This is a genomic window from Bradyrhizobium sp. URHC0002 (assembly GCF_054059515.1).
Map to the genome: position 1 here is coordinate 4,360,377 of NZ_JBSSCF010000001.1, position 24,453 is coordinate 4,384,829.

Consider the following 24,453-nt stretch of genomic DNA (forward strand, 5'->3'; position numbering starts at 1 on the left):
AGCGGGTGGGTTCATGATGAGGACCACAGCGCTTGAACAGACCCTGCGGCACGATCGCCTGATCGTGGCCATCGGAATAGCCGCAGTTGTTGCGTTCTCCTGGGGCTATCTGCTTGCCGGCGCCGGCGCCGGGATCGACATGAGCATGGCCGACATGCCGATGGACCCTGAGCCGTGGTCACCGGCCCAGGCATTGCTGATGTTCGCGATGTGGTGGGTGATGATGATCGCGATGATGGTGCCGAGCGCCGCGCCCACGATCCTGCTGTTCGCGACGTTCAGGCGCAGGCAGGCGACGACAGACAGCCCCGTCATCTCAAGCTGGCTTTTTCTCGCCGGCTATCTCGTGATCTGGGCAGGCTTTAGTCTTGTCGCGGTCTCGGTGCAGTGGGGACTTGAACACGCCGGGCTCCTGTCCGGCATGATGGCGAGCACCAGCAGTTTGCTTGCCGGGATCATCCTGCTTGCCGCCGGGCTCTACCAACTCACCTCGATCAAGCGCGCCTGTCTTCGATATTGTCAGAACCCGGTGCTATTCCTCTCAACGTATTGGCAACCGGACGCCATGGGCGCGCTGCGCATGGGTTTTCGGCACGGCGGCTACTGCGTCGGCTGTTGCTGGTTCCTGATGGCGCTGCTTTTCGTTGCCGGCGTCATGAACCTCGCCTGGGTCGCGGCGGTCGCGATCTATGTCGCCTTCGAGAGGCTGCTGCCGCGCAGCCCGTGGCTCAGCCGCATCGCGGGCGTGGGCCTGATCGTGGCCGGCGCAGTTGTCCTCGCGTACGGCCTGACCGTCACGGCGCCCCCGTCACTGTAGCTCGCCTCAGACGGCGACAAGCTCCGCAGGGCTGCCGGTCCGCTTCGGCTTCTTCACCTTCGACGGTCCGAACAGATTGCCCGCGGCAAGGCCTGCGGTATCGGCGACGCCGGGATCACGCGAAACCATCGCGGCGACGATGGCGCCGTCGATCAACAGCGCGAGTTGATGCGCCAGCACTTGCGGCTCGGCTGCGCCCATTTCACCGGCGAGCTTTTCGATATGCGCCAGCACCACCTTCTTGTGGCGTAGCGCGATGTTGCGGAACTGCTTGGCGTCCTTGTCGTGCTCGGCGACGGCGTTGATGAAGGGACAGCCGTAGAACCGCTCCTCGGCGAACCAGCGCTTCAGCGCCGGAAAGATCCGCGTCAGTTTCGCCTGCGCGTCACCGCCGCCATCTTCCATCGCGCCGATGAACCATTCGCGCCACGCTCTGCCTTCGCTCTCCAGCACGGCGTTGACGAGGTTGGTCTTCGATCCGAACAATTTGTAGAGCGTGGTCTTCGCCGTGCCGGCCTCGTCGATGATGGCGTCGATGCCGGTGGCGTTGATGCCGTATCTGCAGAACAGATGCGTCGCGGCGCTGAGCAGACGGCCGCGCGCCGATTCTTCGTCGCCTGCAGCGCGTGCCGCGACAGCTTTCCTCTTGGAAACCGATTTGCCCATGCGCCGCAGTTAATCGAACCGCCGGGCAATCATCAAGTCGCATCTTTGCGCTGAAAATAATCGCAACCCACGCGGCAACTGCTTCGCGCCTGTGCAGCGCGGCGCTGATCAATTTCCGGGCAGCTATCGCTAAGCGACGAGAGAGCTTGGTCTTTTGGTTTTGGCCTGATCTGGCACGCTTAATGCAAGAAACAGAACGTTCGGTATCCTACCCCTAGGGAGAGAAAAGATGACCGCGGTCGCTCAAAAAACGGTGCTCACCGGCTGCCTGGCCCCGATCGACAGAGGCGGGCTGGAACAGCTCATCGCCAACGGCAAGGCCAATCCGAAGGTCATCAAGACCTTGAAGTGCAAGACGGTGGCGGAAGGCAAGTTTCGCCACGCCAACTACATCCGCAATCTCGCGCCCTACATCGTCGACGAGCCGCCGGGCCTGCTCGGCGACGACACCGCGCCCAACCCGTCGGAGGCATCGCTCGCCGCGCTCGGCTCGTGCCTGGCCGTCGGCCTGCACGCCAACGCCGTTCACCGCGGCTGGATCGTCAACAAGCTCGAGCTCGAACTCGAGGGCGACCTCAACATCACGGCAGTGTGGGGCACCGGCGACGTCAGCGAGAAGCCGGTCGGCTTCACCGATGTGCGCGTCAAGGTCGACATGGAATGCGAGGGCGTTCCGAAGAGCGAGATCGACGCGCTGGTGACCCACGTCAAGAAATGGTCGCCGGTCGCCAACACGTTTACGCGGCCCGTCAATCTCGAAGTCAGCATCTAACGGAACGCGACGAGCGCAAAACGGGTGCGGGAGACGGTCATGAGTTCACTAGCCTTATCGCGGGTCGAAGCTCCAGATCGGCCCGCACCTACGATTGCTGACGAAGTTGCCAGGATCGCGCGTCAGGAGCTTGGACCGCTTGCAGGTGCAATCGATGCAGGCTCGGTTTATCCGGGTGAGTTGCTGCGCAGTCTTGGCAAAGTCGGCGCGTGGAGCAGCCATGTCCCGCAGGAGGGACCTGCGGATCTGCGCTGCGCCATCCAGTCGATCGCCGTGATCGGAGAGACCTGCGGCGCCACGGCTTTCATGGCCTGGTGCCAGAACACGCTGGTCTGGTACGCCGCGAATTCGACCAACCTGAAGCTTGCAAGGCGCTTCGGTGACAGTTTTTCGAGTGGACGGGTGCTCGGTGGCACCGGCCTTTCCAATCCGATGAAGAGTTTCTTCGGCATTGAGCGGCTGAAACTCAGGGGACGCAGGGTCGAGGGTGGCTACATCGTCAAGGGGGCGCTGCCCTGGGTCTCCAACCTCGGGCCCGACCACTATTTCGGCACCATCTTCGAGCGCGAGGACGAGGGCGGCGGCACCGCAAAGGGCGGGCCGGGCGGCACCGCAAAAAGCGGGCCGGGCATCGTCATGTTCCTTGCCGATTGCTCCGATCCCGCGATCACGCTGCAGCCGTGCAAGCCGTTCCTGGCGATGGATGGCACCGGCACCTATGGCGTGCAGTTCCGCGACATGTTTGTGCCGGATGAATTGATCCTGGCCGAACAAGCGGGGCAGTTCGTGAAGAAAATTCGAGCCGGCTTCATCCTGCTGCAGACCGGCATGGGGCTGGGCCTCATCAAGGATTGCATCGGCATCATGGATGAGGTCGGGCCGCCACTCGGCCACGTCAACCGTTATCTGCCGCAGCAGCCGACGCAGTTCCGCGAGCTCCATGCCGAGTTCGAGAAGGAGGCGATGGCGCTGGCGTGCGATCCCTATAATTCCGACGACAGCTATTGGCGGCGCGTCGTGGCACTTCGCCTGCGCCTCGGCGACGCCAGCGTCGCGGCCGCGCATGCGGCGATGCTCCACTGCGGCGCGCGCGGCTACCTGAAGAGCCATCGCGCCCAGCGCCGGCTCCGCGAAGCCTATTTCGTCGCCATCGTCACCCCCGCCACCAAGCAGCTTCGCAAGATGCTGGCCGGCGACGAGCACTAAAGGGATTTCCGACCGACCCCAACCAGCAACCATAAAACAGGAGAGGCCTGCCATGACGGACGTTCTGATTACTGCCGGCGAACTCGCGGAATTCCTCACGAAAGAGCCGTGTGTCGTCATCGACACCCGCAATCCCGAGGCCTACGGCGCGGGGCATCTCGCCGGCGCCGTCAATGTCCATGAAATCTTCACCTATCTCGCGACATCGACGCCGGAAGGCATCCACGAGCTGAAGACAAAATTCGCCGACGCGTTCGGCGCTGCCGGGCTTTCGGGCAAAGAGACCGCCGTCATCTACGAACAGTCGATGAATTCCGGCTTCGGCCAGTCCTGCCGCGGCTATTACCTCCTCACCATGCTCGGCTATCCCAAGATCAAGGTGCTGCATGGCGGCTACGACGCCTGGGCGGCTGCCGGCTTGCCGGTGACCAAGGATGTGCCGTCGCCGGCGAAGGCGTCGTTCGCGGTTCTGCCTGAAGCCGGCGACATCCTGATCGACGCCAAGACCATGCTCGCCGCCGTCGGCAAGCCCGGCATCGCGCTGCTCGACGTCCGCGACATCGACGAGTGGATCGGCGAAAGCTCTTCGCCCTACGGGAAGGATTTCTGCCCGCGCAAGGGACGCATCCCCGGGGCGGTGTGGCTGGAATGGTATCGCATGATGAAGCCGACCGCGGAGGGGCCGCGCTTCAAGTCGAAGAACGAAATCCTGGCGGAATGCGCGACCGTCGGCATCACGCAAAGCACGCCGGTCTATCTCTACTGCTTCAAGGGCGCGCGTGCCTCGAACACGTTCCTGGCGTTGAAAAACGCCGGCGTGAAGGATGTGCGGATGTATTTCGGTTCCTGGAACGAATGGTCGCGCGATCCGTCTCTGCCGATCGAGGAAGGGCTGCCGACGGAGGCCACGCTCACTAAGGCGGCGTAACGACGCGTCAGCGGTTGCCGTCCGATCCGTCCGGATCGGACGGGAATCATGGTGTCAGGCCACGAACGGGATGAGGCGGTCGTCGGCGACGACCGCCTCATCGGCGATTCAACCGGGCATGCTTTCGAATTGCGGGAGGTCGAGCGGTTTGTTCCACTTCAGGCGGCGCTTGGTGAACATTTCGAGCTTCGGCGCAATCAATTCGGGCCGGTCCAGGCTGCCGAGCATGACGAAGACGAGACCGGGGAAACTATCCAGATTGGTACTGAACAATCGGGAGCCGCAATCGGGGCAGAAGTTGCGATCCAGTCCCTTGCCGGACTCGGCGACATAGTGATGCGCCTTCGCTTGGCCGCTGACCACGGTGAAATCATCCTGCGGCACGCCGAAGAATGTGGCCATCTCGCCGCCCGACGCTCGCTTGCAGTCCAGGCAATGGCAATTGGCGATGAAGTCCGGGTCGGTGTCGAACTCGAATTTTACCGCGCCGCAAGCACATTGAGCCGTGTATTTCTTCGCCATGCGAGTTGCCCCTGAAATCGCGTGTTTGAATGTCGGGATGATCGGTGGTTCCACCGTTTTATGCGGCAGGAGCGTAGCTGCGACAAGACCGGCGACGAGTTGCAACCGCCAATAGCGCCGCTCTGGCGTTCCCGGAGCCGGAAGGGTATAATTCCGGTGCAATTGGTGGTGGCTCAGATGTCTCGTTTTGCAAGCAGCCTAGGGCTCGCATTCGCGTTGGCGATGATCTGTTTAGGCGGACGGACGGCCCATGCTCAGGCCTCGCCCGTAAATTACTGGATTCCGGGCTGGCCGATGGGTTTCAGCGGCGCGGCGGGCGAAGGCGCGAACGCCTACGGCAACTTTCCGAGCTTCGATTTCCGCGACGTCGGAAATGGCTCTTCCTATGCGCGCTACAATTTCTCGAACGGCTTTTTTGTCGGCAGCCAGCGCAACACCATGGGCTTCAGCGGTCTCAGCCAGAGCGCCTTCGGCGGCTTCGGATCGATCTACAGCGAAGGCACGCAGTTCGGCTACAGCCTGAAGAACGCCGGCGGGCCACCGATCACGTTCTTTGCCGGTTTCGACACGCTGAAATACAATTCGGGCATCGGCAGCAACGCATTCGCGCCGTTCGACTCCAAATCCGGCACGCTGCCCGTCAGCAGCGCGTATGCCGGCGTCGAATTCCAGCCAACGTCCAATCTCAGCCTGTCGCTCGGCGTCGGCGTCGTCCAGCAGACGGGCCGGATCGACAGCGAGATCAATTCGCTGCCCGGCGCTTCGTCGTTCTCGGTGGGCGGCCGCCGCTACTAGGGCAGGTACTCATAGTTAAGTCAGCTCGGCTTCACTGTCTAAAGGCGATTATCACGCCAACATTGATGTATGTCGCCTTTGGGCCAACGGCGGCGTTCGACGTCTATTCGATGGCTTCATCAGCCCTTGCGACACGGTCTCGACAGATCCCAGCGTAGCGTCAAGCCGGCGCGACGGGCTTACCGATATCTGTGATAAACCAATGGCGAAGCGCATCCGAGATAACTTCATGAGGAGAATGCCATGCCCAGGACAAAGGTGTCCGTCCCCGATGTAGCCGAGGCCGGCCCCGATCTGTGGTCAAACGCCATACGCGCAGGCGACACGCTGTTCATATCAGGCCAGGTAGCACGTCCATTTGAAGGCGGCACAGGGATGGTCGGCAAAAATGAGTACGAACAGACAAAGCAGATATTTTCGCGCATTGATCGGATCATCAAAGCGGCCGGCGGAACGATGGATAATTTGGTAAAGATGACGATCTACGTGGTCGACATCAAGAAAAACACCGAGGTCTGGCGAGCGCGCCGCGAGTTCTTTACCGGAGATTTTCCAGCTTCCACGCTTGTAGAAGTGCGGTCCCTTGCAAAGCCGGAAGTGTTGGTCGAGATAGAAGCCGTCGCCTATCTAGGTAAGAGTTAAAGATCCGCTTCGGGGGACCGATAGCCGTCTTGCGCCCGCGCAGCATTTGCCCGCAGTGAGTGCCGCCACAATCGAGAAGTGATATTCTGTGTCCTGTTGTCCTAGCCGAGGGCAATGTCCATGATTAGAAAGGCCGCATACCGTATTTGGCTAGCTGCTTTGTGTCTTCTCGTCGGCGCGCCGGTGGCAAACGGGGCGAACCCGGACCCTGATATTGCGGCTTGCGACAACGTCAAGGATCTGGATGCCAGGGTCGCTGGTTGCACGAGGCTCCTCGCCCGCAAAAACTTGCCGGCCAAATCGCAAGCTATCCTCTACTTGCAGCGTGCGCAGGGTTACGTTCGACTTCAGCAATTCGATCGAGCACTGCAGGACTATGATGCGTCACTGAAGCGCAATCCCAACTTTGCGATCGCCCACGCTGAGCGGGCCGTCGTCTATAACCAGATTGGCGACCCGGATCGCGCGTTGCAAAGCGCCGACCAGGCGATACGGCTCGATCCAAACTACGTCCTTGGGCACGCCGCGCGTGGCAACGCGCTCGGTCAGAAGGGGCAGTTCGATCAGGCCATCGCCGCGTTGAACAAGAGTATCGCGCTGGATCCCAAGCAGCAGTGGCTCTACATCAGCCGCTCCACGGTCTGGAACGCCAACGGCGAAACCGACCGCGCCATCACCGATCTCGACACGGCGATAAAGCTCGATCCCACGCAGGCCGTCCCCTACAACAATCGCTGCTGGGTCTGGACCGCCAAGGGCGAGGCGGACAACGCATTGGCTGATTGCAACCGGGCGCTCGAACTGGACGCCAATTTTGCGGTCGCTTACAGCAATCGGGGGATCGTCTGGTTTCAAAAAGGTGAGCTGGATAGCGCGCTCGGCGATTTCAACAAGGCGATCCGGATCGATCCGTCCTATTGGGCTGGCTTCACCGGCCGCGGTGACGTCTGGCGCAAGAAGGGCGAGCTCGAACGGGCGCTTGCCGATTTCCAGCAGGCGATCCGGATCAGTCCGCGTGCCGCGCGTTCATTCGTTTCCGAGGGGCTGGTGTTCGAAGCGCAGGGCCAGGTCGACCGCGCCCGCAACGCCTACAAGCAGGCTGTGGCGTTGCCCGCCTCGATCAGCGTGATCGGCGCTAACGGTCCGGTTACCGAGTCGTTTCGGCGCGAACAGTCCACTGCGCGGACGCGCCTTGCGGCACTGGGCGATTCCGCGGCGGTGTCGTCGGGGCCGCTTGATCCGAAGGTTGCGCCGGGTGCGACCGTTGCTCCTCCATCGTCGACGCTCGGCCGCCGCATTGCTCTCGTGATCGGCAACGGTGCCTACGCCCATACCCCTCAGTTGCTCAATCCGCCGAATGATGCCCGCGTGATCGCAAGAAATCTTCGCGACATGGGCTTCGAAGTGTCTGATGGTATCGATCTCGATCGCGCGGCGATGACGGGCCTGATCGCCGATTTCTTGCGTGCAGCCGCAACGGCGAACACCGCCGTCCTGTTCTACGCCGGACATGGCGTCCAGATCGACGGTGAGAACTTTCTGCTACCGATCGACGTCAAGTTCAATGGCGTCGGCGATCTCACGAGCGAAATGACGAATGTCAGCGCCATTCTCGCCGGCCTCGACGACGGCATCCGCGCCAACATCCTCTTTCTCGATGCCTGCCGCGACAATCCGATTGCCCAGAAGGTCGTTCGGTCGACAGACGCGAGCCGCGCGGTCAGCGTGCCTACCGGCCTTGCCTCGCCATCAAGTCTGGGCAAAGGCGCAACCACGGGGGCGGGCACTCTGCTCGCCTTCGCTACGGCCCCGGGCCAGGTCGCTCTTGATGGAGATGGCACAAACTCGCCGTTTTCGCTTGGGCTCGCCCGCCACCTTGGAACACCCGGCCTCGAGGTTCAACAGATGTTGACCCGCGTGCGCGCCGAAGTGGTCTCGGCGACCCACGGCAAGCAGGTGCCCTGGTCGAACTCGTCGCTGCTTGGCGAAGTATATCTAGCCGGAAAGCCCTGATTTCAGCCGGTGCGCCAGTCTTCATAAAATGAGACGTTGCGGATCAGGTGTCTTTGATGTCCGATATGCCCTCAACAGCGGCGCGAAGTCGAACGTCGCCGGATGTCCGAGTTGGGCCTAGCTGTGTGTGGCAAGGAGGCCAAGGCATGAGGATAGTAATCGTAGCTCTGGGAACAGCCCTGGTCCTGTGTAACGTGGGCACGTTTAGTGCCGCAGCGCAGGCGCAGACGGCCGGAGGCGTTCGTGAACCACGGCAAAGGCCCATCATCAGGGTGCCCGTCGTAACGCCAACTCCTTACTGGGATTACAATATTGTTCCACGATATCGTTATCGCCCTGAGGACGACCGGGTCGATCCATGCGGCGGGCCCGTAGTGCCGGTAATACGCTATGGGCCTCAAGAGGTAACGGTTCCGTTGTGGCTGGCGAACGATTTGGGTCTTGGGCGTGTGCATGGTCGAGATTGGCCGTGTAGGGGTCGCCGGTAATGCACCGATTGAGCAGAAAATTTCTGCTTATCCCTCTGGGAAGCCGACGTTTATGAGTACGCGCCCTCATTAGCCAGCCAGGCCACGCGCATTGGAAATCCCCAGCGCCTTGATGCGTGAGGCCAGCGTGGTCGGCTTGATGTCGAGCATCTCGGCGGCGCCGCCGGGGCCGAACACCTTTCCGGAGCAGGCCGCAAGCGCGGCGAGAATATTGGCGCGCTCATGGTCGCGCATTTCGGCTGATGTCATGACTGCGGGACGGGCATCGGCCTTCACCCGCGCCGAGCCGGGGGAGGGCTGAACGCCTGATACATCGGGCAGATCGATGCGCAGCCGGCCGTTCTGCGCGAGGATCGCCGCGCGCTCGATCACGTTCTGCAGTTCGCGGACGTTGCCGGGCCAGTCGTAGCGCGAAAGCCGGCGCGCATCGCCTTCCGACAATCGCAGCTCGGATTTCAGCGCGTCGCTCTCGCGCGTCAGAAAATGCTGCGCCAGCAGCGGAATGTCCTCGCGCCGCTCGCGCAGCGGTACCGACTCCACCGGAAACACGTTGAGGCGGAAATAAAGATCCTCGCGAAACCGGCCGCGCTGCACCTCCTGCTTCAGATCGCGGTTGGTGGCGGCGATCAGGCGCACGTCGACGGCGCGGGTGCGCTCTTCGCCGACGCGTTCGAAATTGCCCTCCTGCAGCACCCGCAACAGCTTGCCTTGCAGCTCCAGTGGAATTTCTCCGACCTCGTCGAGAAACAGCGTGCCGCCGTCGGCGAGTTCGAAGCGGCCGATGCGGTCGCGCATCGCGCCGGTGAAGGCGCCGCGGACGTGGCCGAAGAACTCGCTCTCGAACAGTTCGCGCGGGATCGCCGCGCAGTTGACGCGGATCAGCGGCCGGTCGCGGCGGCTGCTCGCCTCGTGGATGGCGCGCGCGATCAGTTCCTTGCCGGTGCCGGATTCGCCCGTGATCATGACGGCTGCCGACGTCGGGGCCACCAGCTTGACCTGGCGCAGCGTCTTCTGAATCGCCTCGCTCCGGCCGATGATGCCGCGAGGATTGGTCTCGATGCGGATTTCTTCCTGCAAATAGGCGTTTTCCAGCTCCAGCCGCTCGCGCAGGCGATCGACCTCGGCGAGCGCCACATGCAGCTTCTCGTCGGCCTCGCGCCGCTGGCCGACGTCGCGGAACACGATGACAGCGCCAACGACGACGCCGCGGTCGCGGATCGGCGTCGAGGTATATTCGACCCAGACCGGCGTGCCGTCCTTGCGCCAGAACACCTCGCCCTCGACCTGGTGCACGGCGCCGTCGCGAAACGCCGCGTAGATCGGGCAATCATGATCGGGATAGTGCCGCCCGTCATGATGGGTGTGATGAACGATCGGATGGATCTCCTTGCCGACCAGTTCTTCCGCCGCCCAGCCCAGCAAGCGCTCGGCCGCCGGGTTGACGAAGGTGGTCTTGCCGTCGGCGTTGACGCCGTAAATGCCTTCGCCGGCGGCGCGCAGGATCAACTGGTTTTCGCGCTCGATATCCTGGAACACCCGCTCGACCCGCTGCCAGGTCGCGATCCCGCCGCGCATATGGTCTTCGGCCGCCGCATCGACATAACGGCGGCGGCGTGCATCGAGGTCGCTCATGGTGAGCAGCACCAGCGCGCGGCCATCACCCGGCACGAGGGCGCCGGCATATTCGAGCCTGAGCGTTTGCCCGGTGGCGTGACGCGGCGTCAATGCATTGGTCCAGAAGGCGCCCTTGTCGAGCACGGCCTGCGTGAACACGATCAGCGCGGGGAGTTGGCCGGCATGCAGCGTGCTGACCTTGGTCTGCCGCAGCAGTGCGCGGTCATAGCCGAGCAGGGTGCAGGCGGCGGGATTGGCGTCGAGGATCAGGTCGGCATGGGGATCGAGCAGCAGCGCCGGCTCGATTCCGAACTCGAACGCGGCGGCGCGAAGCTCGACATCCTGCGGCGGGGCGGTTGAACCGAGGGCAAGATCCATCCGATCGATACTCCGAAAAATCGTAATCGAACTACGAATTTTCGTGTACCACGAATTTTCGTAGTCGCCAATCCGCCCCGAATCCCTGCGAAATCAGCGCCATCGCCCAAACACCGGGCTGGCATGTGCCTTGCTTAATTAGGGTGCAAACGCCTGTGCAGGAGGGCTGATGTCTACCTTCGACAACCCGTTCGATCCCAACCGCCGTCTTCATGCCGGTGGCTGTTCTTGTGGCCGGCATCTCAGTGAAGCCGAGCATCAGGCCGCCCAACTGCAGATCCAGTCCGCCATCGAGAGCGAGCAAAAGCGTTACGAAGGCGTGGTCGCTTCCGCCGTGATGCGCGCGGTATTCCCAAGGGACGTCGCGCGGCGCGCGTTTCTGAAATCGGTGGGTGCTGCGACGGCGGTGGCTGCCGTGTCGCAGTTCTTCCCGCTCAAGACCGCGACCGAAGTGTTCGCGCAAGGCGGGCCGCTCGAGAAGAAAGACCTCAAGGTCGGCTTCATCCCGATCACCTGCGCCACGCCGATCATCATGGCGGCGCCGATGGGGTTCTATGCCAAGAACGGCCTGAACGTCGAAGTGATCAAGACCGCCGGCTGGGCCGTCATTCGCGACAAGACCATCAACAAGGAATACGACGCGGCGCACATGCTGTCGCCGATGCCGCTCGCCATCACGATGGGCGCGGGCTCGAACCCTATTCCCTACACCATGCCGGCGGTCGAGAACATCAACGGCCAGGCGATCACGCTTTCGGTCAAGCACAAGGACAAGCGCGACCCGAAGAGCTGGAAGGGTTTCAAGTTCGCGGTGCCGTTCGACTACTCGATGCACAATTACCTGCTGCGCTACTATCTCGCCGAGCACGGCATCGACCCCGATACCGACGTGCAGATCCGCGCGGTGCCGCCGCCAGAGATGGTCGCCAACCTGCGCGCCGACAACATCGACGGCTTCCTCGGGCCCGATCCGATGAACCAGCGCGCGGTGTTCGACGGCGCCGGCTTCATCCACATCCTGACCAAGGATATCTGGGAAGGCCATCCGTGCTGCGCCTTCGCGGCCTCCAAGGAGTTCATCACGGCGATGCCGAACACCTATGGCGCGCTGCTCAAATCGATCATCGAAGCCACCGCGTTCGCGCACAAGGCGGAGAACCGCAAGCAGATCGCCGAAGCGATCGCGCCCGCGAATTATCTCAACCAACCGCAGATCGTGCTGGAGCAGATCTTGACCGGCACTTTCGCCGACGGTCTCGGCAATATCGTCACGCAGCCGAACCGCGTCGATTTCGATCCGTTCCCGTGGCAATCCTTTGCGATCTGGATCATGACCCAGATGAAGCGCTGGGGGCAGATCAAGGGCGATATCGACTATGCGGGGATTGCCTCGCAGGTCTATCTCGCCACCGACGCCACGCGGCTGATGCAGGAAGCCGGGCTGACGCCGCCGACCACCACGACCAAGAGTTTTTCGGTGATGGGCAAGACCTTCGATCCGGCGAAGCCCGAGGAATATCTGAACAGCTTCAAGATCAGGAAGGCGTCGTGAGGGCGGGGACGCAACTACGTCTACCGCTGTTGTCCCCGCGAACGCGGGGACCCATACGCCGTGTCGGTTCTTTTAGGCACGATGTTAGAGGCCTTCCTTCATTACTAACGCCGCGGCGTATGGGTCCCCGCTTTCGCGGGGACGACGTGTTGAGAGAGCATCCCCAATGAACTTCTCCCTTCGCTTCCGTGCCGCCGTCGTTTCGATCGTGCTGTTTGCGGCCTTCCTCGGCATTTGGCATCTCGCGACGCGCGGAACGGGCGCCGTCGCAAACATGACGCCGGAATACGCCAAGCTGATGGGACTGACCGCGACCGCCGGCAAGTCGGCGATGCCGGGCCCGCTCGATGTCGGCGCGAAATTGTGGGAGCACCTCAGGCAGCCGTTCTACGATAACGGCCCGAACGACAAGGGCCTCGGCATCCAGCTCGGCTATTCCATCGCGCGCGTCGGCCTCGGCTATTTCCTCGCGGTCATCGTCGCCATACCGCTCGGATTCCTGATCGGCATGTCGCCGTTGATCAGCAAGGCGCTTGATCCATTCATCCAGGTGCTGAAGCCGATCTCGCCGCTCGCCTGGATGCCGCTGGCGCTCTACACCATCAAGGACTCGAGCATCTCGGCGATCTTCGTGATTTTCATCTGCTCGGTCTGGCCGATGCTGCTCAACACGGCGTTCGGGGTCGCCGCGGTGCGCAAGGAATGGATCAACGTCGCGCGCACGCTGGAAGTCGGCACCGTCAGGCGCGCCTTCACGGTGATCCTGCCGGCCGCGGCGCCGACGATTCTGACCGGCATGCGGATTTCGATCGGCATCGCCTGGCTCGTGATCGTCGCGGCCGAGATGCTCGTTGGCGGCACCGGCATCGGCTACTTCGTCTGGAACGAGTGGAACAACCTCTCGATCACCAACGTCATCATTGCGATCCTGCTGATCGGGATCGTCGGCATGCTGCTCGACCAGATTCTTGCGCGCTTCACGCGCATGGTCACGTTCCCGGAATAGCGCCATGACCGATAAATTCATTTCCATCGAAGCGATTGCCAAGCGCTATCCGGGCGCAAGCGGCGGCGAGGTCGCGGTGTTCGAGAACCTGTGGCTCTCGATGGGTCGCGGCGAATTCGGCTGCGTGATCGGCCATTCCGGCTGCGGCAAGACCACTGTCTTGAACATCCTGGCCGGGCTCGATCAGCCGAGCGAGGGCGCCGTCATCGTCGACGGGCAGGCGATCGAGGGCACCAGCCTCGACCGCGCCGTGATCTTCCAGAGCCACGCGCTGCTGCCGTGGCGCACCGTGCTTGGCAACGTCGCCTATGCCGTGACCTCGAAATGGCGCAACTGGGACCGCGCCAAGGTGAAGGCCCATGCGCAAAAGTTCATCGACCTCGTCGGCCTGACCGGCTCCGAGCACAAACGTCCGTCGGAACTGTCCGGCGGCATGAAGCAGCGCGTCGGCATCGCGCGGGCGCTTTCGATCACGCCAAAGATCATGCTGATGGACGAGCCGTTCTCGGCGCTGGATGCGCTGACGCGCGGCACGCTGCAGGACGAGGTGCGCCGCATCTGTCTGGAGACCGGACAGACCGTCTTTATGATCACCCACGATGTGGATGAAGCGATCTATCTCGCCGACAAGATTTTCCTGATGACCAACGGCCCGGGCGCCGTGCTGGCAGAGATCGTGGAAAATCCGCTGCCGAAGGATCGCGGCCGCATCGATCTGCACCGCCATCCCTATTACTACGCGCTGCGCAATCACATCGTCGATTTCCTGGTCAGCCGCAGCAAGACATTTGCGTCCGATGTGACCGACCACGATCCTCGCAACGTGCCGACGGTGCGGATCGGGAAGCCGGAATTAGTGGTTGCTCCGGGGCCGGACGATTCGGAACAGGCGTCATGGCCGGGCTTGTCCCGGCCATCCACGTCTTCCTAGGCGGACCAGCAAAGACGTGGATGCCCGGCACATTGAGTGAAGACGCGCTTCGCGCTTTTGGCCAGGCCCGATGAGATTGAACCAAAGGAGAGACGCAACATGAAACGCGAAGACCTCACCGAAAAGCTGCTCGACATCAAGCGCGAGAAGGGCTGGAGCTGGAAGCACATCTGCGAAAAGATCGGCGGCTATTCGGAAGTGCTGATCGTCGGCGCCATCATGGGCCAGATGAAATTGACCAAACCGCAGGCCGCCAATGCCGGCGAGCTGTTCGGGCTTTCGAAGTCCGAAACCGCCATGCTCAACGAAGTGCCGATGCGCGGCACCGGCACGCCGATGCCGCCGACCGACCCCTTGATCTATCGCTTCTACGAGATGGTGATGGTGAACGGGCCGGCGTGGAAGGCGCTGATCGAAGAAGAATTCGGCGACGGCATCATGTCGGCAATCGACTTCGACATGGCATTGGAGCGTGTCGCCAATCCCAAGGGCGACCGGGTCAAGATCACGATGTCCGGAAAATTCCTGCCGTACAAATATTACGGCGCCAGCGGCAACGTGCCGGAGTATGGGTTCAAGGAGGGGTGACCAATCCCTCCGCCGTCATTGCTCCTCCGCCGTCATTGCCTGCGACAAACGCGGAGCGTTTGCGCAAGGGAGCGAAGCGACGAAGCAATCCATCTATCCCGTGCGGAGGCATGGATTGCTTCGCTTCGCTCGCGGGTAGGGATCACCTGAACGCAGCCCTGATTTCGCCGATCGGCGCCATCTCGCGCACAAAGGTGAACGCGCCGCGGTCCTTCATCTCGCGGGCGCATTTCAGGAACGCGGCAAGCGCATAGCGCTCCATCGCGCCGCCGACGCTGATGCGCTTGACGCCGGCTTTCGAGAGCTCATCGACCCGTAGCGTCGGGTCGGCAAAGCCCATCACCAGGTTGAACGGCTTGCCTACCGATGACACCACGGTGCGGATCGTGTCGATGTCATACAGGCCGGGGGAATACAATACGTCCGCGCCAACGGCCGCGAACGCCTGCAGCCGCTTGATGGTGTCTTCGAGATCTTTGCGGCCGTGTAGGAAATTCTCCGCCCGCGCCGTCAGTGTGAACGGGAAGGGGAGTGCGCGCGCCGCTTCGACGGCCGCCTGCACGCGCTCGACCGCGAGCGAAAAGTCGTAGATCGGGTTCTGCGGGTTGCCGGTCGAATCCTCGATCGAGCCGCCGACGCAGCCCGCCTCGGCCGCGCGCGCGATCGCTTTCGCCGCCGCCTTCGGGTCGTCCGCCCCGCAATTCTCCAGATCGGCGTTGACGGGGAGATCAGTTGCTTCCGCGATCATCCGGCAGTTCTCGATGATGGCGTCAAGGCTGACGGTTAAGCTGCCGAGCGTATTGGCAAGGCCGAGGCTCGTGGTCGCAAGCGCCTCAAAGCCCATCGCGGCGAGCAGTTTTGCCGTGCCCGCGTCCCAGGGATTGGGAATGATGAAGGCGCCGGGGCGCGCATGCAGCGCGCGGAACGCTTCGGCTTTTTCCATCTGGGTTCGCATCGTCGATCTCCGCTTCGTTGGTTGGCCGGTTCGGTTGGCCGCGAAACTAGCGGGCTATCTCCCATCAGCCAAATTTGTTATTCCTCTATGCATCATCAGTTTTTTGCATGGACGAAACATGGACAGCGATGCGCTTCTCACCTTCCTGACCGTTCACCGCCGCGGCGGCATTTCGAGCGCGGCAAAGGCGCTGCACCGCTCGCAGCCGGCGATCTCGCGGCGCATTGCGCTCCTGGAGCAGGAACTCGGTGTGCCGCTGTTCGAGCGGATCGCGGGGCGCACGATGCTGAGCGATGCCGGGCGGGTGATGGTGCCGTATGCCGAGCGCGCGGTTGCCGCCGCGCAGGATGCGGAGAATGCGGTTCGCGCGCTGGCGCGGCCGAATTCAGGGCCGATTGCGCTGGCGGTGGTCGGCACGCTGGCCGGCGGGCGGCTGTCCGCGATCTTGAAACGCTTCGCGGCGGAGCACCCCGGCGTCGATTTGTCCCTGCGGACTGCGACCAGCGCCGAGGTCAGCGGCCTGATCCGCCGTGGCGAGGCGACGATCGGGCTGCGCTTTGACCGCGACGGCTCGCGCGATCTCGACTGCGAATTGCTGTTTGCCGAGCGGCTTCAGGTCGTTTGCGGGCCGGACCACCCGCTAGCCGGCGGTCGGGTCGCGAGGCTTGCCGACCTGCGCCGCGAGCGATGGATCGGATTTCCTGAAGTGCCAGGACGGCGCGAGATCGCGGCGTCGCATATCCTCGCGCTGTTCCAGACCCGTGGATTGGGCGAAATCGCGTGGACTCCTGTCGACAGCCTGACCGCGCAGAAACGTCTGGTCGAGGCCGGCTTCGGCATCGCGTTGCTTTCGCAAATCAATGCTGCCGAGGAACTTGGATCCTCTGCGCTCTCGACCATCGCCGTGCGCGACCTCAAGGTCAGCCACGACGTCGTCACGGTAACGCGGCGCGGCGGATTTCTGAGCGCGGCGGCGCGGCGGTTGCTGGAGATCGTGCGTGGGGAATATCGACAGACGTGATCGCGGGGCCGGCGTTCCGGTTAACGCCTGATGAAACAACGACCGGGCTTTTGCCGGCAACCGTTTTCCAAATCGCAATCTCAGGTAGCTATGGACTGCTTTGTCACTTCAACCCAAAAGGTCCGTCATGACGTTGCGCACACGCTGTATTCCCGCAGGCCTCGGCATGCTGTTCCTGGTCGCTCCTGCGCTTGCGCAATCGCCGGGTCAGCGGATCATCATGGAGCAGACGGGAGCGTCGCGGCAGGATGGCTGGGTACGCATTCAAAGTACGATCAACTTTTTCGTGGCGGGACCGACGGGAGAAACCGAAGAGGCGCAGAAGCTGCGCGACCGCGCGCGCCGCGCCGTCTATGAAATGGCATCGCGCGAATGCGATCTGCTCCGCGACGTCATTGCCAAGGAATGCCGGATGGAATCGGTGTCGAACAACATCAACCGGCAATATGGCAACCAACAGCAGGAAGGCTTCAACATCACCGGATCGATGAGCTTTCAGATCACGCTGAAATAGCGTGATCTGAAAGCAAGGTCGAAGCGTCAGGTCCCTGCCTTCACCTGGGCCACTGCTGCCGCCATCAGCTCATCCATCTTGACGCGCACTTCGGCAGAGGTGACGGCGACGCCCTTGGCGGCAAAATCCTTTACGACCTTGTTCTGGACGTCCTGGTCTCCGGCTTCCTCGAAATCGGCCGCGACGACTTCCTTGGAATAGGCCGAGGCGGCATCGCCCGACAGGCCGAGCTTTTCGGCTGCCCAAAGACCGAGCAACTTGTTGCGGCGCGCCTCAGCCTTGAACTTCTGCTCCGAGTCGAGGGCGAATTTCTTCTCAAAACCTTCCTCGCGCTTGTCGAAAGTGGTCATTCTGCGGTTCCAATCCCCGGAAGTGGTAAACGGGGTCGCGTTGTCGCGGCCCGATCGACTACCTAGATAGAGGGGGCGAATCGGTAAAACAACGGGCCGTTAGGCCGCAGGCAATCGTTATAAGTTGGGCCCAATTGGGCCGGGTCGATTGTGCTGGATGGGCCAATCGGATAGGTTGCCATCAGGCGAGGTTCTTGTTCTGTTTCCGGTCGTTTCTGTACTGGACCTGGCCTTCACGGCAGCTCCGTCGTGGTCGCAAACCCTTGTCATCCGGAGCAACCAATTTCATGGATTTCAACAAAACACGGTACATCCCAATGAGCCGTCGACGCCGCATTTATGAAGGCAAGGCCAAGGTCCTGTATGAAGGCCCGGAGCCGGGAACCCTGATCCAGCACTTCAAGGATGACGCGACCGCGTTCAATGCCAAGAAACACCAGGTGATCGAGGGCAAGGGCGTCCTCAACAACCGGATTTCGGAGTACCTGTTTCAGCACCTCAACGACATCGGGGTGCCGACCCATTTCATCCGCCGCCTCAACATGCGCGAGCAGCTGATTCGCGAGGTCGAGATCGTGCCGCTGGAGGTGGTGGTGCGGAACGTCGCGGCCGGATCGCTGTCGCAGCGCCTCGGCATCGAGGAGGGCACCCAGCTGCCGCGCTCGATCATCGAGTTCTATTACAAGAACGACCAGCTCAACGACCCCATGGTCTCCGAAGAGCACATCACCGCGTTCGGCTGGGCGACGCCGCAGGAAATCGACGACATCATGGCGCTCGCCATCCGCGTCAACGACTTCCTCACCGGGCTGTTTCTCGGCATCGGCATCCGTCTGGTCGATTTCAAGATGGAATGCGGCCGGCTGTTCGAGAACGAGATGATGCGGATCATCGTCGCCGACGAGATCTCGCCCGACTCGTGCCGGCTGTGGGACATCAAGTCGAACGAGAAGCTCGACAAGGACCGCTTCCGCCGCGACCTCGGTGGGCTGCTGGAAGCCTATACCGAAGTGGCCAAGCGTCTGGGCATCCTGATGGAGAACGAGCGTCCGGCCGGTACCGGTCCGGTGCTGGTGAAGAGCTAAAGGCAGATTAATACTAGCTTGGGGCAAGTCTCGTGAAGGCACGTGTTACCGTTACGTTGAAGTCAGGCATTCTCGATCCACAGGGCAAGGCCATCGAAGGCGCGCTGAAATCGCTCGGCGTCGATGGCGTCGCCAGCGTGCGTCAGGGCAAGGTGTTCGACATCGAACTGTCGGGCGCCGACAAGGCCAAGGCCGAAGCGGCATTGAAGGATGCCGCCGACAAGCTCCTGGCGAACACCGTGATCGAGAATTATCGGGTCGAACTGCTCTAGGCGTGCCTTCCATGAAATCAGCCGTTCTCGTCTTTCCCGGAATCAATCGCGAGCGCGACATGGCGCGCGCGCTCAAGCTCGCCTCCGGCCAGGAGGCGGCGATGGTCTGGCACGCCGACACCGCGCTGCCCAAAGGCACCGATCTCGTGGTCGTGCCCGGCGGGTTTTCCTACGGCGATTACCTGCGCTGCGGCGCGATTGCCGCGCGCGCGCCGGTCATGGATGCGGTGCGCAAGTTCGCATCCGATGGCGGGCTCGTGCTCGGCGTCTGCAACGGGTTTCAGATCCTGTGCGAAGCGGGCCTGCTGCCCGGCGTCCTGATGCGCAATGCGCGGCTGAAATTCATCTGCAAGGACGTGCATCTGCGGGTCGAACGCTCGGATACGCCGTTCACGCGCGGCTACAATGCCGGCCAAGTCATTCGCGTGCCGGTCGCGCATGGCGAGGGCAATTACGAAGCCGATGAAGAGACGGTGAAGCGGCTCGAAGGCGAGGGGCGGGTGCTCTATCGCTATTGCTCGGCGGAGGGCGTCGTCGACGAGGAGTCCAACATCAACGGCGCCGCGCAATCGATCGCCGGCATCGTCAATGAGCGCGGCAATGTGCTCGGCATGATGCCGCACCCGGAAAATCACGTCGAAGACATCATGGGCTGCACCGACGGCCGCGGGCTGTTCGCGGGCCTTGCCGCGCACCTGGAAAAAGCGGCGTGAAGTATTTCATGGTGCGCCTGGCCGTTGCCGCGGCGGCCTTCTCGCTGGCTGCCGTCGCCCACGCCCAGGACTATCCCAAGCGTCCCATCAGCATGATCGTGCCGTTCGCGGCCGGCGGCACCTCCGACGTGATCGCGCGCGTGGTCGCCGAGGAGATGGCCAAGTCGCTCGGGCAGCCGATCGTGATCGAGAATGTCGCGGGCGCCGGCGGTTCGACCGCGCTGACGCGCGCGGCGCGCGCGGAAGCCGACGGCTACACCATCGCGATCGGCAATGCCGGCACCAGTGCCGCGGCCTATACGATCTATCCGAAACTGCCGTTCACGCCGGAATCGTTTGTGCCGATCGCGGTCGTTGCGAAAACCTTCGGCATCGTCGCGCTGCGCAAGGATTTTCCGGCGAAGAACCTGCAGGAATTCATCGCCTATGCGAAGAAAAATCCCGGCAAGGTCAATCTCGGCCATGCCGGCGTCGGCTCATCGAATTTCCTGATCTGCAAGAGCTTTGAACACGCGGCCGGCATCGAGGTCACGCTGGTCGGTTATCGCGGCGCGGCCCCTGCGTTGACGGACGCGATCGGCGGGCAGATCGACGGCGTCTGCGACTCGGCCGCCTCGGTATCGCAGGCCATCGACGACAAGCTGGTGCGGGGCCTCGTCGTCGGTTCGACGGTGCGGCTTGCGACCTTGCCCGATTTGCCGATGTCGTCGGAAGCAGGTCTTCCCGATTTCGAAGCGCAGGGCTGGAACGGCCTGTTCGCGCCAAAGGGCACGCCGCCTGCGATCATCGCGAAACTCAACGCCGCGGCCAAGGCCGCCGTCGAGAGCGAGGCGGTGAAGAAGCGTTTTCAAGATCTCTCCACCGTCGCGCCCGACGCCAGCGAACTCGCGCCGGAAGTGCTCGGGCAGTTGGTGACGCGCGATGTCGCGAAATACAAAAAGTTGCTGGAAGAGAAGAAATAGCGCGGTGATCGGGTTTGGTCTCGATCTGTCAGGCTATGCAACAAATACGACCTCGCTCGCTGTCGTTGTGACGAGCGGCGAACGTGTACTCCTAAACGCTTGATGTCCGCTTTGCCGGTTGCTGGCAACCGCCAAACTGACTCTTCTGGCCCAAAGCGGAAATCGCTAGCCCGGCACTCCGCTTAGGTGAAATGTCGTAGCAAGGATGCGCCAGCCGTCGGGGAAGCGAACAAGGTTGTACGACTGCCGCCACTGCCTTGTGACGATTCCATCCGGTCGGAGGTTTTTCCACGTTACAGTTCCGAGAGCGCTGCGTTCGCCTATAGGAACGGCCACTACATCGTGCAGAGTGCCACTTGCGGCCCCTTCGCGTCGGTAGGTATCGGCCACTCCTTGGAAAAACCGCGCAATCTCGTCACGTGACTGAAAACAATGTATCGACCCGTCACCCCGCATGGTGATGCAGGGAGCGCAGTAGAGTTTGGCGATTTGATCACCATCCCAGGTGGCGAACGTTTCCATGTACTTGTTGAAGAAGGCAGATATCTCGACTTCGAGCGCTTCCGACATGATTTGCCTCCAGAGCCGTGGGGCCGTGCTGAGGCTTGGCCGAGGCAGAGTACGGCATCAAAACGTGACTTGGGGAAGTGCGACCTCGCGTCGCTGTGCTTTCAGATCTAGACCGCACTTCCGTTTCCGTAGCCCAGGTGATGAGGGGCCGTTCGCGGACTACCGTTTCCGGGATGGCGGCGGGATAGCCGAGGCACAGCACGGCCACCGGCATCAGAGCAGACGGGATGCGCAACTCCGTGCGCACTTCGGGCGCGCTGAGCCAAAGCATCGGCGAACCAACCCAACACGTTCCCAATCCGTGTGCATGTGCCGACAGCATCAGATTCTGTCCGGCGCGGTTGCAGTCTCCGACCGGTCCGGAAATGATGACGACCACGGGTGCATCCCAGAAGATCTTGAAGCCGGGCCTGTCGAGCCAGTCCCAACCCGGCCCGTCCGGACGATGTTCGCGCGTGTAATCCATGACGCGTTTGCCATAGGCGGCGATGCGCGCGACGCCCTGCACGACATTGAACGCCAGCGGATTTTGATCGCGAAACGGCGGGGGCGCCTGCGCCGCGTCCAGGATGATGCTTTCGATCAGGTCGCGGGCGACCGGCTTGGTGTCATAGGATCGCACGGACCGGCGTCCGTGGATTGCTGCGATAACGTCCATCGCCGAGCTCCGCCGCCTGTTGATCTGCGAGCAATATAGGCCATTTCGTGTGTCTGCGACGGCGGTCTGGTGGCGGCCGCGCTCGAACACCGCAAGGAAGAGAAGAAAAAAGCAACACCAGCGGATATTACACGTCTCGGCACAACTGAAGATTGTTCGATTGAACTTGCCGCGCTATCAAGGCCACTAAGGACCGTCCATCCCGTTCGCCTGGAATGCGCCATGCCTGTTGCTCTCGTTGTTTTGCTGCTCGATATCACGCTGATCTATCACGCATCGAAGACCGGACGCCTGCAGCCCTGGGCCTTCATCATCCTGATGATCCCGCTGGTCGGAGCGCTCGCCTACATCGTCGTCGAACTGGTGCCCGAGTGGTTTGGCAGTCCCGGCGCCCAACAGGCACGCAAGCGCATTGCCGGCAAGCTCGATCCGGAAAAGTTTTATCGCGAGCTAACCGATCGGCTCGCCAACACAGACACCGTTGCCAATCGCGCCGCGCTGGCAGCGGAGTGCCTCAGGCTCGCGAGATTCGACGAAGCGGTGCGTCACTACGATCACATCCTGATGCTGCCGCTCGGTGGCGAGCCGGCCTATGCGCTGGGCAGGGCACAGGCCGAATTCGGTCGTGGCCGTCCGGCCGAGGCACTCGCGACGTTGGACGACCTGCAAAAGCGCTGGCCGGACTTTGAATCGGCCGAGGCGCATTTGCTCTACGCGCGTGCGTTGGCGGAGGTCGGGCGGATCGACGAGGCGCTCGAAGAATACTACGCGCTGGTGCCGTATGCCCCCGGTGCGGAGGCACGGGTTCGCTACGGCATGCTGCTGCGCATCGTTGGCCGCGACGCCGAGGCCAGAGTGGTGTTCAACGAGCTGCTGCTGCAGATGAAACGCGCGCCCAAATATCTGCGCGAGGCGCAGGCGGAATGGCTGTCGATCGCCGAAAAGCAATTGCTGGCCTAAGTTTGCGGAAGCTCCGCAGTCGACGAATGACTATGGTTTGGGTCGCTTGAGCCACCGCCGGTAGGCGTCTTTCGGGATCGTCATGGCGGCGACACCGGCCGTGACAAGGACGAGGCCGAGCGCGAGATTGGCTGGCACGGATTCGCCGAGCAGGACCACCGACAGGCCGACGCCGATCGGGATGCGCAGATAACCCTGCGCATTGGTGGTCAGCGTGCCGAGCCGCGTCAGGCACATGTAGAACAGCATGAGGCCGAATGCGCTGGAGAATATGCTCATCGCGGCCGTGGCAACCAACGCCTCGGCCGTCGGCCGCAGCGTCCAGGGATGATCGACGATCAGCGACACCGGCAGCAGGATGAGCCCGCCGAACAACAGCGAGCCCGCGGCCACCACCATCGGATCGTAGTCGGTCAGCCGCAGGCCGAAGATCGTGGCGCAGGCGAACGAGATGGTGGCGATCAGGATGACGATCTCGGCAAGGATATTGGCATCCAGCGTCGCGAGCGCGTCGAGGCCGATGATCACGGCCGTTCCGGCAAGCCCCAGAATGGCGCCGGCAAGCTTGAGCAGCGTGGCCGGCTCGTGCCGCGTAATGGCCCAGGTGATGAGAAAGGCGAAGATCGGCGTCGTCGAGGCCAGCACCACCGTATTTGCCGCCGGCACATATTGCTGCGCCCAGGTGATCAGCAGGAACGGAAACGTCGAATTGATGGTCTGCTGCTGGGCGAACAGCTTCCAGGCCCTGGCTTCCGCAGGCATCGGAATCCCGCGGATGCGCAGGACCACGAGCAGGAAGGCGGCCGCAATCAGCGAGCGCACCGAGATGAAGGTGATCGGCGGGAACGAGCCGAGCCCGATCTTGGTCAGCGGATAGGTCGAACTCCAGCAGCACGCCAGCGCGAGCAGCAATGCATAGTCGCGCCAGCCGCGACGGGCCTGTGGCGCGTCAGGTGGCAACGGCGCCGGTGCCTGCCGGCTTCTTCCACTTCACCCGCTTGATGGTGCCTGAGAAGGTGAACAGCGAGCGCTCGCCGGATTTCAGCACGCCGCGCAGGAAGATCAGCGAGCCGCCGGCGCGGGTGATTTCACCCTCGCATTCGACCAGTTCGCCCTCGCGCGCGGCATCGAGGAACTCGCAGGCGAACGAAACCGTGACGCCCGGTCCCTCCAGCACGGAGGAGGCGATCGCAAACAGGCAGTAATCGGCGAACGACATGAAGCAGCCGCCATGGACGTTGCGCTGGCCGTTGAGGTGCTTCTTCTCGACCCGGAAGGCGCACTGCACGCGGCCGTTTTCGTCCATCCGGTGCCAGAACGGGCCGTTATGGGTCTCAAAACTGTCGCGGGTCCAGGTCCGCCAGCCCGCAAATTCGCCCTCGGTTTCGACATGCAGGTCGGGGCGCCGGTCGAATGCATTTTTGGGGAGTTCGTTCACTAAAAATGGCCCTTCAATTCAAGTGTTTCCGCCCTTA

General features: G+C 62.5%; 26 protein-coding genes. 18 read left to right on the plus strand and 8 right to left on the minus strand.

Annotation, left to right across the window (positions count from 1 at the left end):
* Positions 1-13 precede the first annotated feature (13 nt).
* Complete coding sequence (locus tag ACVWVY_RS21135) at positions 14-817, plus strand: DUF2182 domain-containing protein (protein ID WP_456628202.1); 804 nt, start codon at positions 14-16, stop codon at positions 815-817.
* A 6-nt stretch (positions 818-823) separates the two neighbouring features.
* On the opposite strand, the gene ACVWVY_RS21140 is transcribed toward ACVWVY_RS21135, so the two are convergent.
* Positions 824-1,483: a TetR/AcrR family transcriptional regulator gene (locus tag ACVWVY_RS21140; protein ID WP_456628203.1), complete on the minus strand. Its 660-nt coding sequence runs from the start codon at positions 1,481-1,483 to the stop codon at positions 824-826.
* 229 nt (positions 1,484-1,712) lie between these two features.
* Between ACVWVY_RS21140 and ACVWVY_RS21145 the strand changes: the two genes are divergently transcribed.
* The 3 genes from ACVWVY_RS21145 to ACVWVY_RS21155 are packed head-to-tail and all read left to right on the plus strand — an operon-like array spanning position 1,713 to position 4,389.
* A complete protein-coding gene (locus ACVWVY_RS21145; RefSeq protein WP_456628204.1) occupies positions 1,713-2,255 on the plus strand; it encodes an OsmC family protein in 543 nt (180 codons plus the stop codon).
* A 39-nt stretch (positions 2,256-2,294) separates the two neighbouring features.
* Positions 2,295-3,461, plus strand: coding sequence for an acyl-CoA dehydrogenase family protein (locus ACVWVY_RS21150; RefSeq protein WP_456628205.1), 1,167 nt, complete (start codon positions 2,295-2,297; stop codon positions 3,459-3,461).
* 52 nt (positions 3,462-3,513) lie between these two features.
* Positions 3,514-4,389: a sulfurtransferase gene (locus tag ACVWVY_RS21155; RefSeq protein WP_456628206.1), complete on the plus strand. Its 876-nt coding sequence runs from the start codon at positions 3,514-3,516 to the stop codon at positions 4,387-4,389.
* 108 nt (positions 4,390-4,497) lie between these two features.
* Here the strand turns inward: ACVWVY_RS21155 and ACVWVY_RS21160 are convergent, their stop codons facing one another.
* Entirely contained in the window at positions 4,498-4,911 is a 414-nt protein-coding gene (locus tag ACVWVY_RS21160) for a GFA family protein (RefSeq protein ID WP_456632266.1), read from the minus strand.
* 294 nt (positions 4,912-5,205) lie between these two features.
* Here ACVWVY_RS21160 and ACVWVY_RS21165 point away from each other — a divergent pair, with 294 nt between their 5' ends.
* The 3 genes from ACVWVY_RS21165 (at position 5,206) to ACVWVY_RS21175 (ending at position 8,361) form a co-directional block, all read left to right on the plus strand.
* Positions 5,206-5,706 carry a hypothetical protein gene (locus ACVWVY_RS21165; protein ID WP_456628207.1) on the plus strand — a complete coding sequence of 167 codons (501 nt, stop codon included), beginning with the start codon at positions 5,206-5,208 and terminating at the stop codon, positions 5,704-5,706.
* 243 nt (positions 5,707-5,949) lie between these two features.
* On the plus strand, positions 5,950-6,348 hold the full coding sequence (locus tag ACVWVY_RS21170; protein ID WP_456628208.1) for a RidA family protein: 399 nt from the start codon (positions 5,950-5,952) through the stop codon (positions 6,346-6,348).
* A gap of 183 nt (positions 6,349-6,531) precedes the next feature.
* Entirely contained in the window at positions 6,532-8,361 is a 1,830-nt protein-coding gene (locus ACVWVY_RS21175) for a tetratricopeptide repeat protein (RefSeq protein ID WP_456628209.1), read from the plus strand.
* 557 nt (positions 8,362-8,918) lie between these two features.
* On the opposite strand, the gene ACVWVY_RS21180 is transcribed toward ACVWVY_RS21175, so the two are convergent.
* Positions 8,919-10,841, minus strand: a complete 1,923-nt coding sequence (locus ACVWVY_RS21180; protein WP_456628210.1) for a sigma 54-interacting transcriptional regulator — start codon at positions 10,839-10,841, stop codon at positions 8,919-8,921.
* A 169-nt stretch (positions 10,842-11,010) separates the two neighbouring features.
* On the opposite strand from ACVWVY_RS21180, the gene ACVWVY_RS21185 reads away from it, so the two are divergent.
* The 4 genes from ACVWVY_RS21185 (at position 11,011) to cynS (ending at position 14,918) form a co-directional block, all read left to right on the plus strand.
* A complete protein-coding gene (locus tag ACVWVY_RS21185) occupies positions 11,011-12,393 on the plus strand; it encodes a CmpA/NrtA family ABC transporter substrate-binding protein (RefSeq protein WP_456628211.1) in 1,383 nt (460 codons plus the stop codon).
* 166 nt (positions 12,394-12,559) lie between these two features.
* Entirely contained in the window at positions 12,560-13,399 is an 840-nt protein-coding gene (ntrB, locus tag ACVWVY_RS21190) for a nitrate ABC transporter permease (RefSeq protein WP_456628212.1), read from the plus strand.
* A gap of 4 nt (positions 13,400-13,403) precedes the next feature.
* A complete protein-coding gene (locus ACVWVY_RS21195; protein WP_456628213.1) occupies positions 13,404-14,330 on the plus strand; it encodes an ABC transporter ATP-binding protein in 927 nt (308 codons plus the stop codon).
* A gap of 99 nt (positions 14,331-14,429) precedes the next feature.
* The gene (gene cynS, locus ACVWVY_RS21200; RefSeq protein ID WP_213246005.1) at positions 14,430-14,918 is read left to right on the plus strand and encodes a cyanase; all 489 of its coding nucleotides are present in this window, start codon (positions 14,430-14,432) and stop codon (positions 14,916-14,918) included.
* A 142-nt stretch (positions 14,919-15,060) separates the two neighbouring features.
* On the opposite strand, the gene ACVWVY_RS21205 is transcribed toward cynS, so the two are convergent.
* Positions 15,061-15,873, minus strand: a complete 813-nt coding sequence (locus ACVWVY_RS21205) for an isocitrate lyase/PEP mutase family protein (protein ID WP_456628214.1) — start codon at positions 15,871-15,873, stop codon at positions 15,061-15,063.
* Between the two features lie 118 nt (positions 15,874-15,991).
* Between ACVWVY_RS21205 and ACVWVY_RS21210 the strand changes: the two genes are divergently transcribed.
* Positions 15,992-16,894, plus strand: coding sequence for a LysR family transcriptional regulator (locus ACVWVY_RS21210; protein ID WP_456628215.1), 903 nt, complete (start codon positions 15,992-15,994; stop codon positions 16,892-16,894).
* Between the two features lie 127 nt (positions 16,895-17,021).
* Positions 17,022-17,408 carry a hypothetical protein gene (locus tag ACVWVY_RS21215; protein WP_456628216.1) on the plus strand — a complete coding sequence of 129 codons (387 nt, stop codon included), beginning with the start codon at positions 17,022-17,024 and terminating at the stop codon, positions 17,406-17,408.
* 26 nt (positions 17,409-17,434) lie between these two features.
* On the opposite strand, the gene ACVWVY_RS21220 is transcribed toward ACVWVY_RS21215, so the two are convergent.
* The gene (locus ACVWVY_RS21220) at positions 17,435-17,758 is read right to left on the minus strand and encodes a DUF1476 domain-containing protein (RefSeq protein WP_456628217.1); all 324 of its coding nucleotides are present in this window, start codon (positions 17,756-17,758) and stop codon (positions 17,435-17,437) included.
* Between the two features lie 317 nt (positions 17,759-18,075).
* Between ACVWVY_RS21220 and purC the strand changes: the two genes are divergently transcribed.
* Genes purC through ACVWVY_RS21240 form a run of 4 tightly spaced genes read left to right on the plus strand, consistent with a single transcriptional unit; the run spans position 18,076 to position 20,790 of the window.
* Complete coding sequence (gene purC, locus ACVWVY_RS21225) at positions 18,076-18,843, plus strand: phosphoribosylaminoimidazolesuccinocarboxamide synthase (protein WP_171708996.1); 768 nt, start codon at positions 18,076-18,078, stop codon at positions 18,841-18,843.
* Between the two features lie 32 nt (positions 18,844-18,875).
* The gene (purS, locus tag ACVWVY_RS21230) at positions 18,876-19,115 is read left to right on the plus strand and encodes a phosphoribosylformylglycinamidine synthase subunit PurS (RefSeq protein ID WP_057838858.1); all 240 of its coding nucleotides are present in this window, start codon (positions 18,876-18,878) and stop codon (positions 19,113-19,115) included.
* 11 nt (positions 19,116-19,126) lie between these two features.
* Positions 19,127-19,828: a phosphoribosylformylglycinamidine synthase subunit PurQ gene (gene purQ, locus ACVWVY_RS21235; protein ID WP_456628218.1), complete on the plus strand. Its 702-nt coding sequence runs from the start codon at positions 19,127-19,129 to the stop codon at positions 19,826-19,828.
* 8 nt (positions 19,829-19,836) lie between these two features.
* Positions 19,837-20,790, plus strand: a complete 954-nt coding sequence (locus ACVWVY_RS21240; protein ID WP_456632267.1) for a tripartite tricarboxylate transporter substrate-binding protein — start codon at positions 19,837-19,839, stop codon at positions 20,788-20,790.
* Positions 20,791-21,283: 493 nt separating this feature from the next.
* Here ACVWVY_RS21240 and ACVWVY_RS21245 read toward each other — a convergent pair whose 3' ends face one another.
* Positions 21,284-22,018: a nitroreductase family protein gene (locus ACVWVY_RS21245; RefSeq protein ID WP_456628219.1), complete on the minus strand. Its 735-nt coding sequence runs from the start codon at positions 22,016-22,018 to the stop codon at positions 21,284-21,286.
* 222 nt (positions 22,019-22,240) lie between these two features.
* Here ACVWVY_RS21245 and ACVWVY_RS21250 point away from each other — a divergent pair, with 222 nt between their 5' ends.
* The gene (locus ACVWVY_RS21250; protein WP_456628220.1) at positions 22,241-22,978 is read left to right on the plus strand and encodes a tetratricopeptide repeat protein; all 738 of its coding nucleotides are present in this window, start codon (positions 22,241-22,243) and stop codon (positions 22,976-22,978) included.
* Between the two features lie 30 nt (positions 22,979-23,008).
* On the opposite strand, the gene ACVWVY_RS21255 is transcribed toward ACVWVY_RS21250, so the two are convergent.
* Together ACVWVY_RS21255 and ACVWVY_RS21260 are read right to left on the minus strand one after the other, a co-directional pair.
* Positions 23,009-23,938, minus strand: a complete 930-nt coding sequence (locus tag ACVWVY_RS21255; protein WP_456628221.1) for a DMT family transporter — start codon at positions 23,936-23,938, stop codon at positions 23,009-23,011.
* Positions 23,928-24,416, minus strand: a complete 489-nt coding sequence (locus ACVWVY_RS21260; protein WP_456628222.1) for a PaaI family thioesterase — start codon at positions 24,414-24,416, stop codon at positions 23,928-23,930. Before ACVWVY_RS21260 ends, ACVWVY_RS21255 begins: the two co-directional genes overlap by 11 nt.
* Between the last annotated feature and the right edge of the window lie 37 nt (positions 24,417-24,453).

Excerpts from the sequence above, each read along its gene's own strand:
- ACVWVY_RS21165 (WP_456628207.1), top strand. The coding sequence starts at position 5,206 with ATGGGTTTCAGCGGCGCGGCGGGCGAAGGCGCGAACGCCTACGGCAAC.
- cynS (WP_213246005.1), top strand. The coding sequence starts at position 14,430 with ATGAAACGCGAAGACCTCACCGAAAAGCTGCTCGACATCAAGCGCGAG.
- ACVWVY_RS21210 (WP_456628215.1), top strand. The coding sequence starts at position 15,992 with ATGGACAGCGATGCGCTTCTCACCTTCCTGACCGTTCACCGCCGCGGC.
- ACVWVY_RS21135 (WP_456628202.1), top strand. The coding sequence starts at position 14 with ATGATGAGGACCACAGCGCTTGAACAGACCCTGCGGCACGATCGCCTG.
- purQ (WP_456628218.1), top strand. The coding sequence starts at position 19,127 with ATGAAATCAGCCGTTCTCGTCTTTCCCGGAATCAATCGCGAGCGCGAC.
- ACVWVY_RS21215 (WP_456628216.1), top strand. The coding sequence starts at position 17,022 with ATGACGTTGCGCACACGCTGTATTCCCGCAGGCCTCGGCATGCTGTTC.
- ACVWVY_RS21150 (WP_456628205.1), top strand. The coding sequence starts at position 2,295 with ATGAGTTCACTAGCCTTATCGCGGGTCGAAGCTCCAGATCGGCCCGCA.
- ACVWVY_RS21220 (WP_456628217.1), bottom strand. The coding sequence starts at position 17,758 with ATGACCACTTTCGACAAGCGCGAGGAAGGTTTTGAGAAGAAATTCGCC.
- ACVWVY_RS21160 (WP_456632266.1), bottom strand. The coding sequence starts at position 4,911 with ATGGCGAAGAAATACACGGCTCAATGTGCTTGCGGCGCGGTAAAATTC.
- ACVWVY_RS21205 (WP_456628214.1), bottom strand. The coding sequence starts at position 15,873 with ATGCGAACCCAGATGGAAAAAGCCGAAGCGTTCCGCGCGCTGCATGCG.
- ACVWVY_RS21185 (WP_456628211.1), top strand. The coding sequence starts at position 11,011 with ATGTCTACCTTCGACAACCCGTTCGATCCCAACCGCCGTCTTCATGCC.
- ACVWVY_RS21155 (WP_456628206.1), top strand. The coding sequence starts at position 3,514 with ATGACGGACGTTCTGATTACTGCCGGCGAACTCGCGGAATTCCTCACG.
- ACVWVY_RS21180 (WP_456628210.1), bottom strand. The coding sequence starts at position 10,841 with ATGGATCTTGCCCTCGGTTCAACCGCCCCGCCGCAGGATGTCGAGCTT.
- ACVWVY_RS21195 (WP_456628213.1), top strand. The coding sequence starts at position 13,404 with ATGACCGATAAATTCATTTCCATCGAAGCGATTGCCAAGCGCTATCCG.
- ntrB (WP_456628212.1), top strand. The coding sequence starts at position 12,560 with ATGAACTTCTCCCTTCGCTTCCGTGCCGCCGTCGTTTCGATCGTGCTG.
- ACVWVY_RS21250 (WP_456628220.1), top strand. The coding sequence starts at position 22,241 with ATGCCTGTTGCTCTCGTTGTTTTGCTGCTCGATATCACGCTGATCTAT.
- ACVWVY_RS21140 (WP_456628203.1), bottom strand. The coding sequence starts at position 1,483 with ATGGGCAAATCGGTTTCCAAGAGGAAAGCTGTCGCGGCACGCGCTGCA.
- ACVWVY_RS21240 (WP_456632267.1), top strand. The coding sequence starts at position 19,837 with ATGGTGCGCCTGGCCGTTGCCGCGGCGGCCTTCTCGCTGGCTGCCGTC.
- purC (WP_171708996.1), top strand. The coding sequence starts at position 18,076 with ATGAGCCGTCGACGCCGCATTTATGAAGGCAAGGCCAAGGTCCTGTAT.
- ACVWVY_RS21170 (WP_456628208.1), top strand. The coding sequence starts at position 5,950 with ATGCCCAGGACAAAGGTGTCCGTCCCCGATGTAGCCGAGGCCGGCCCC.
- ACVWVY_RS21245 (WP_456628219.1), bottom strand. The coding sequence starts at position 22,018 with ATGGACGTTATCGCAGCAATCCACGGACGCCGGTCCGTGCGATCCTAT.
- ACVWVY_RS21145 (WP_456628204.1), top strand. The coding sequence starts at position 1,713 with ATGACCGCGGTCGCTCAAAAAACGGTGCTCACCGGCTGCCTGGCCCCG.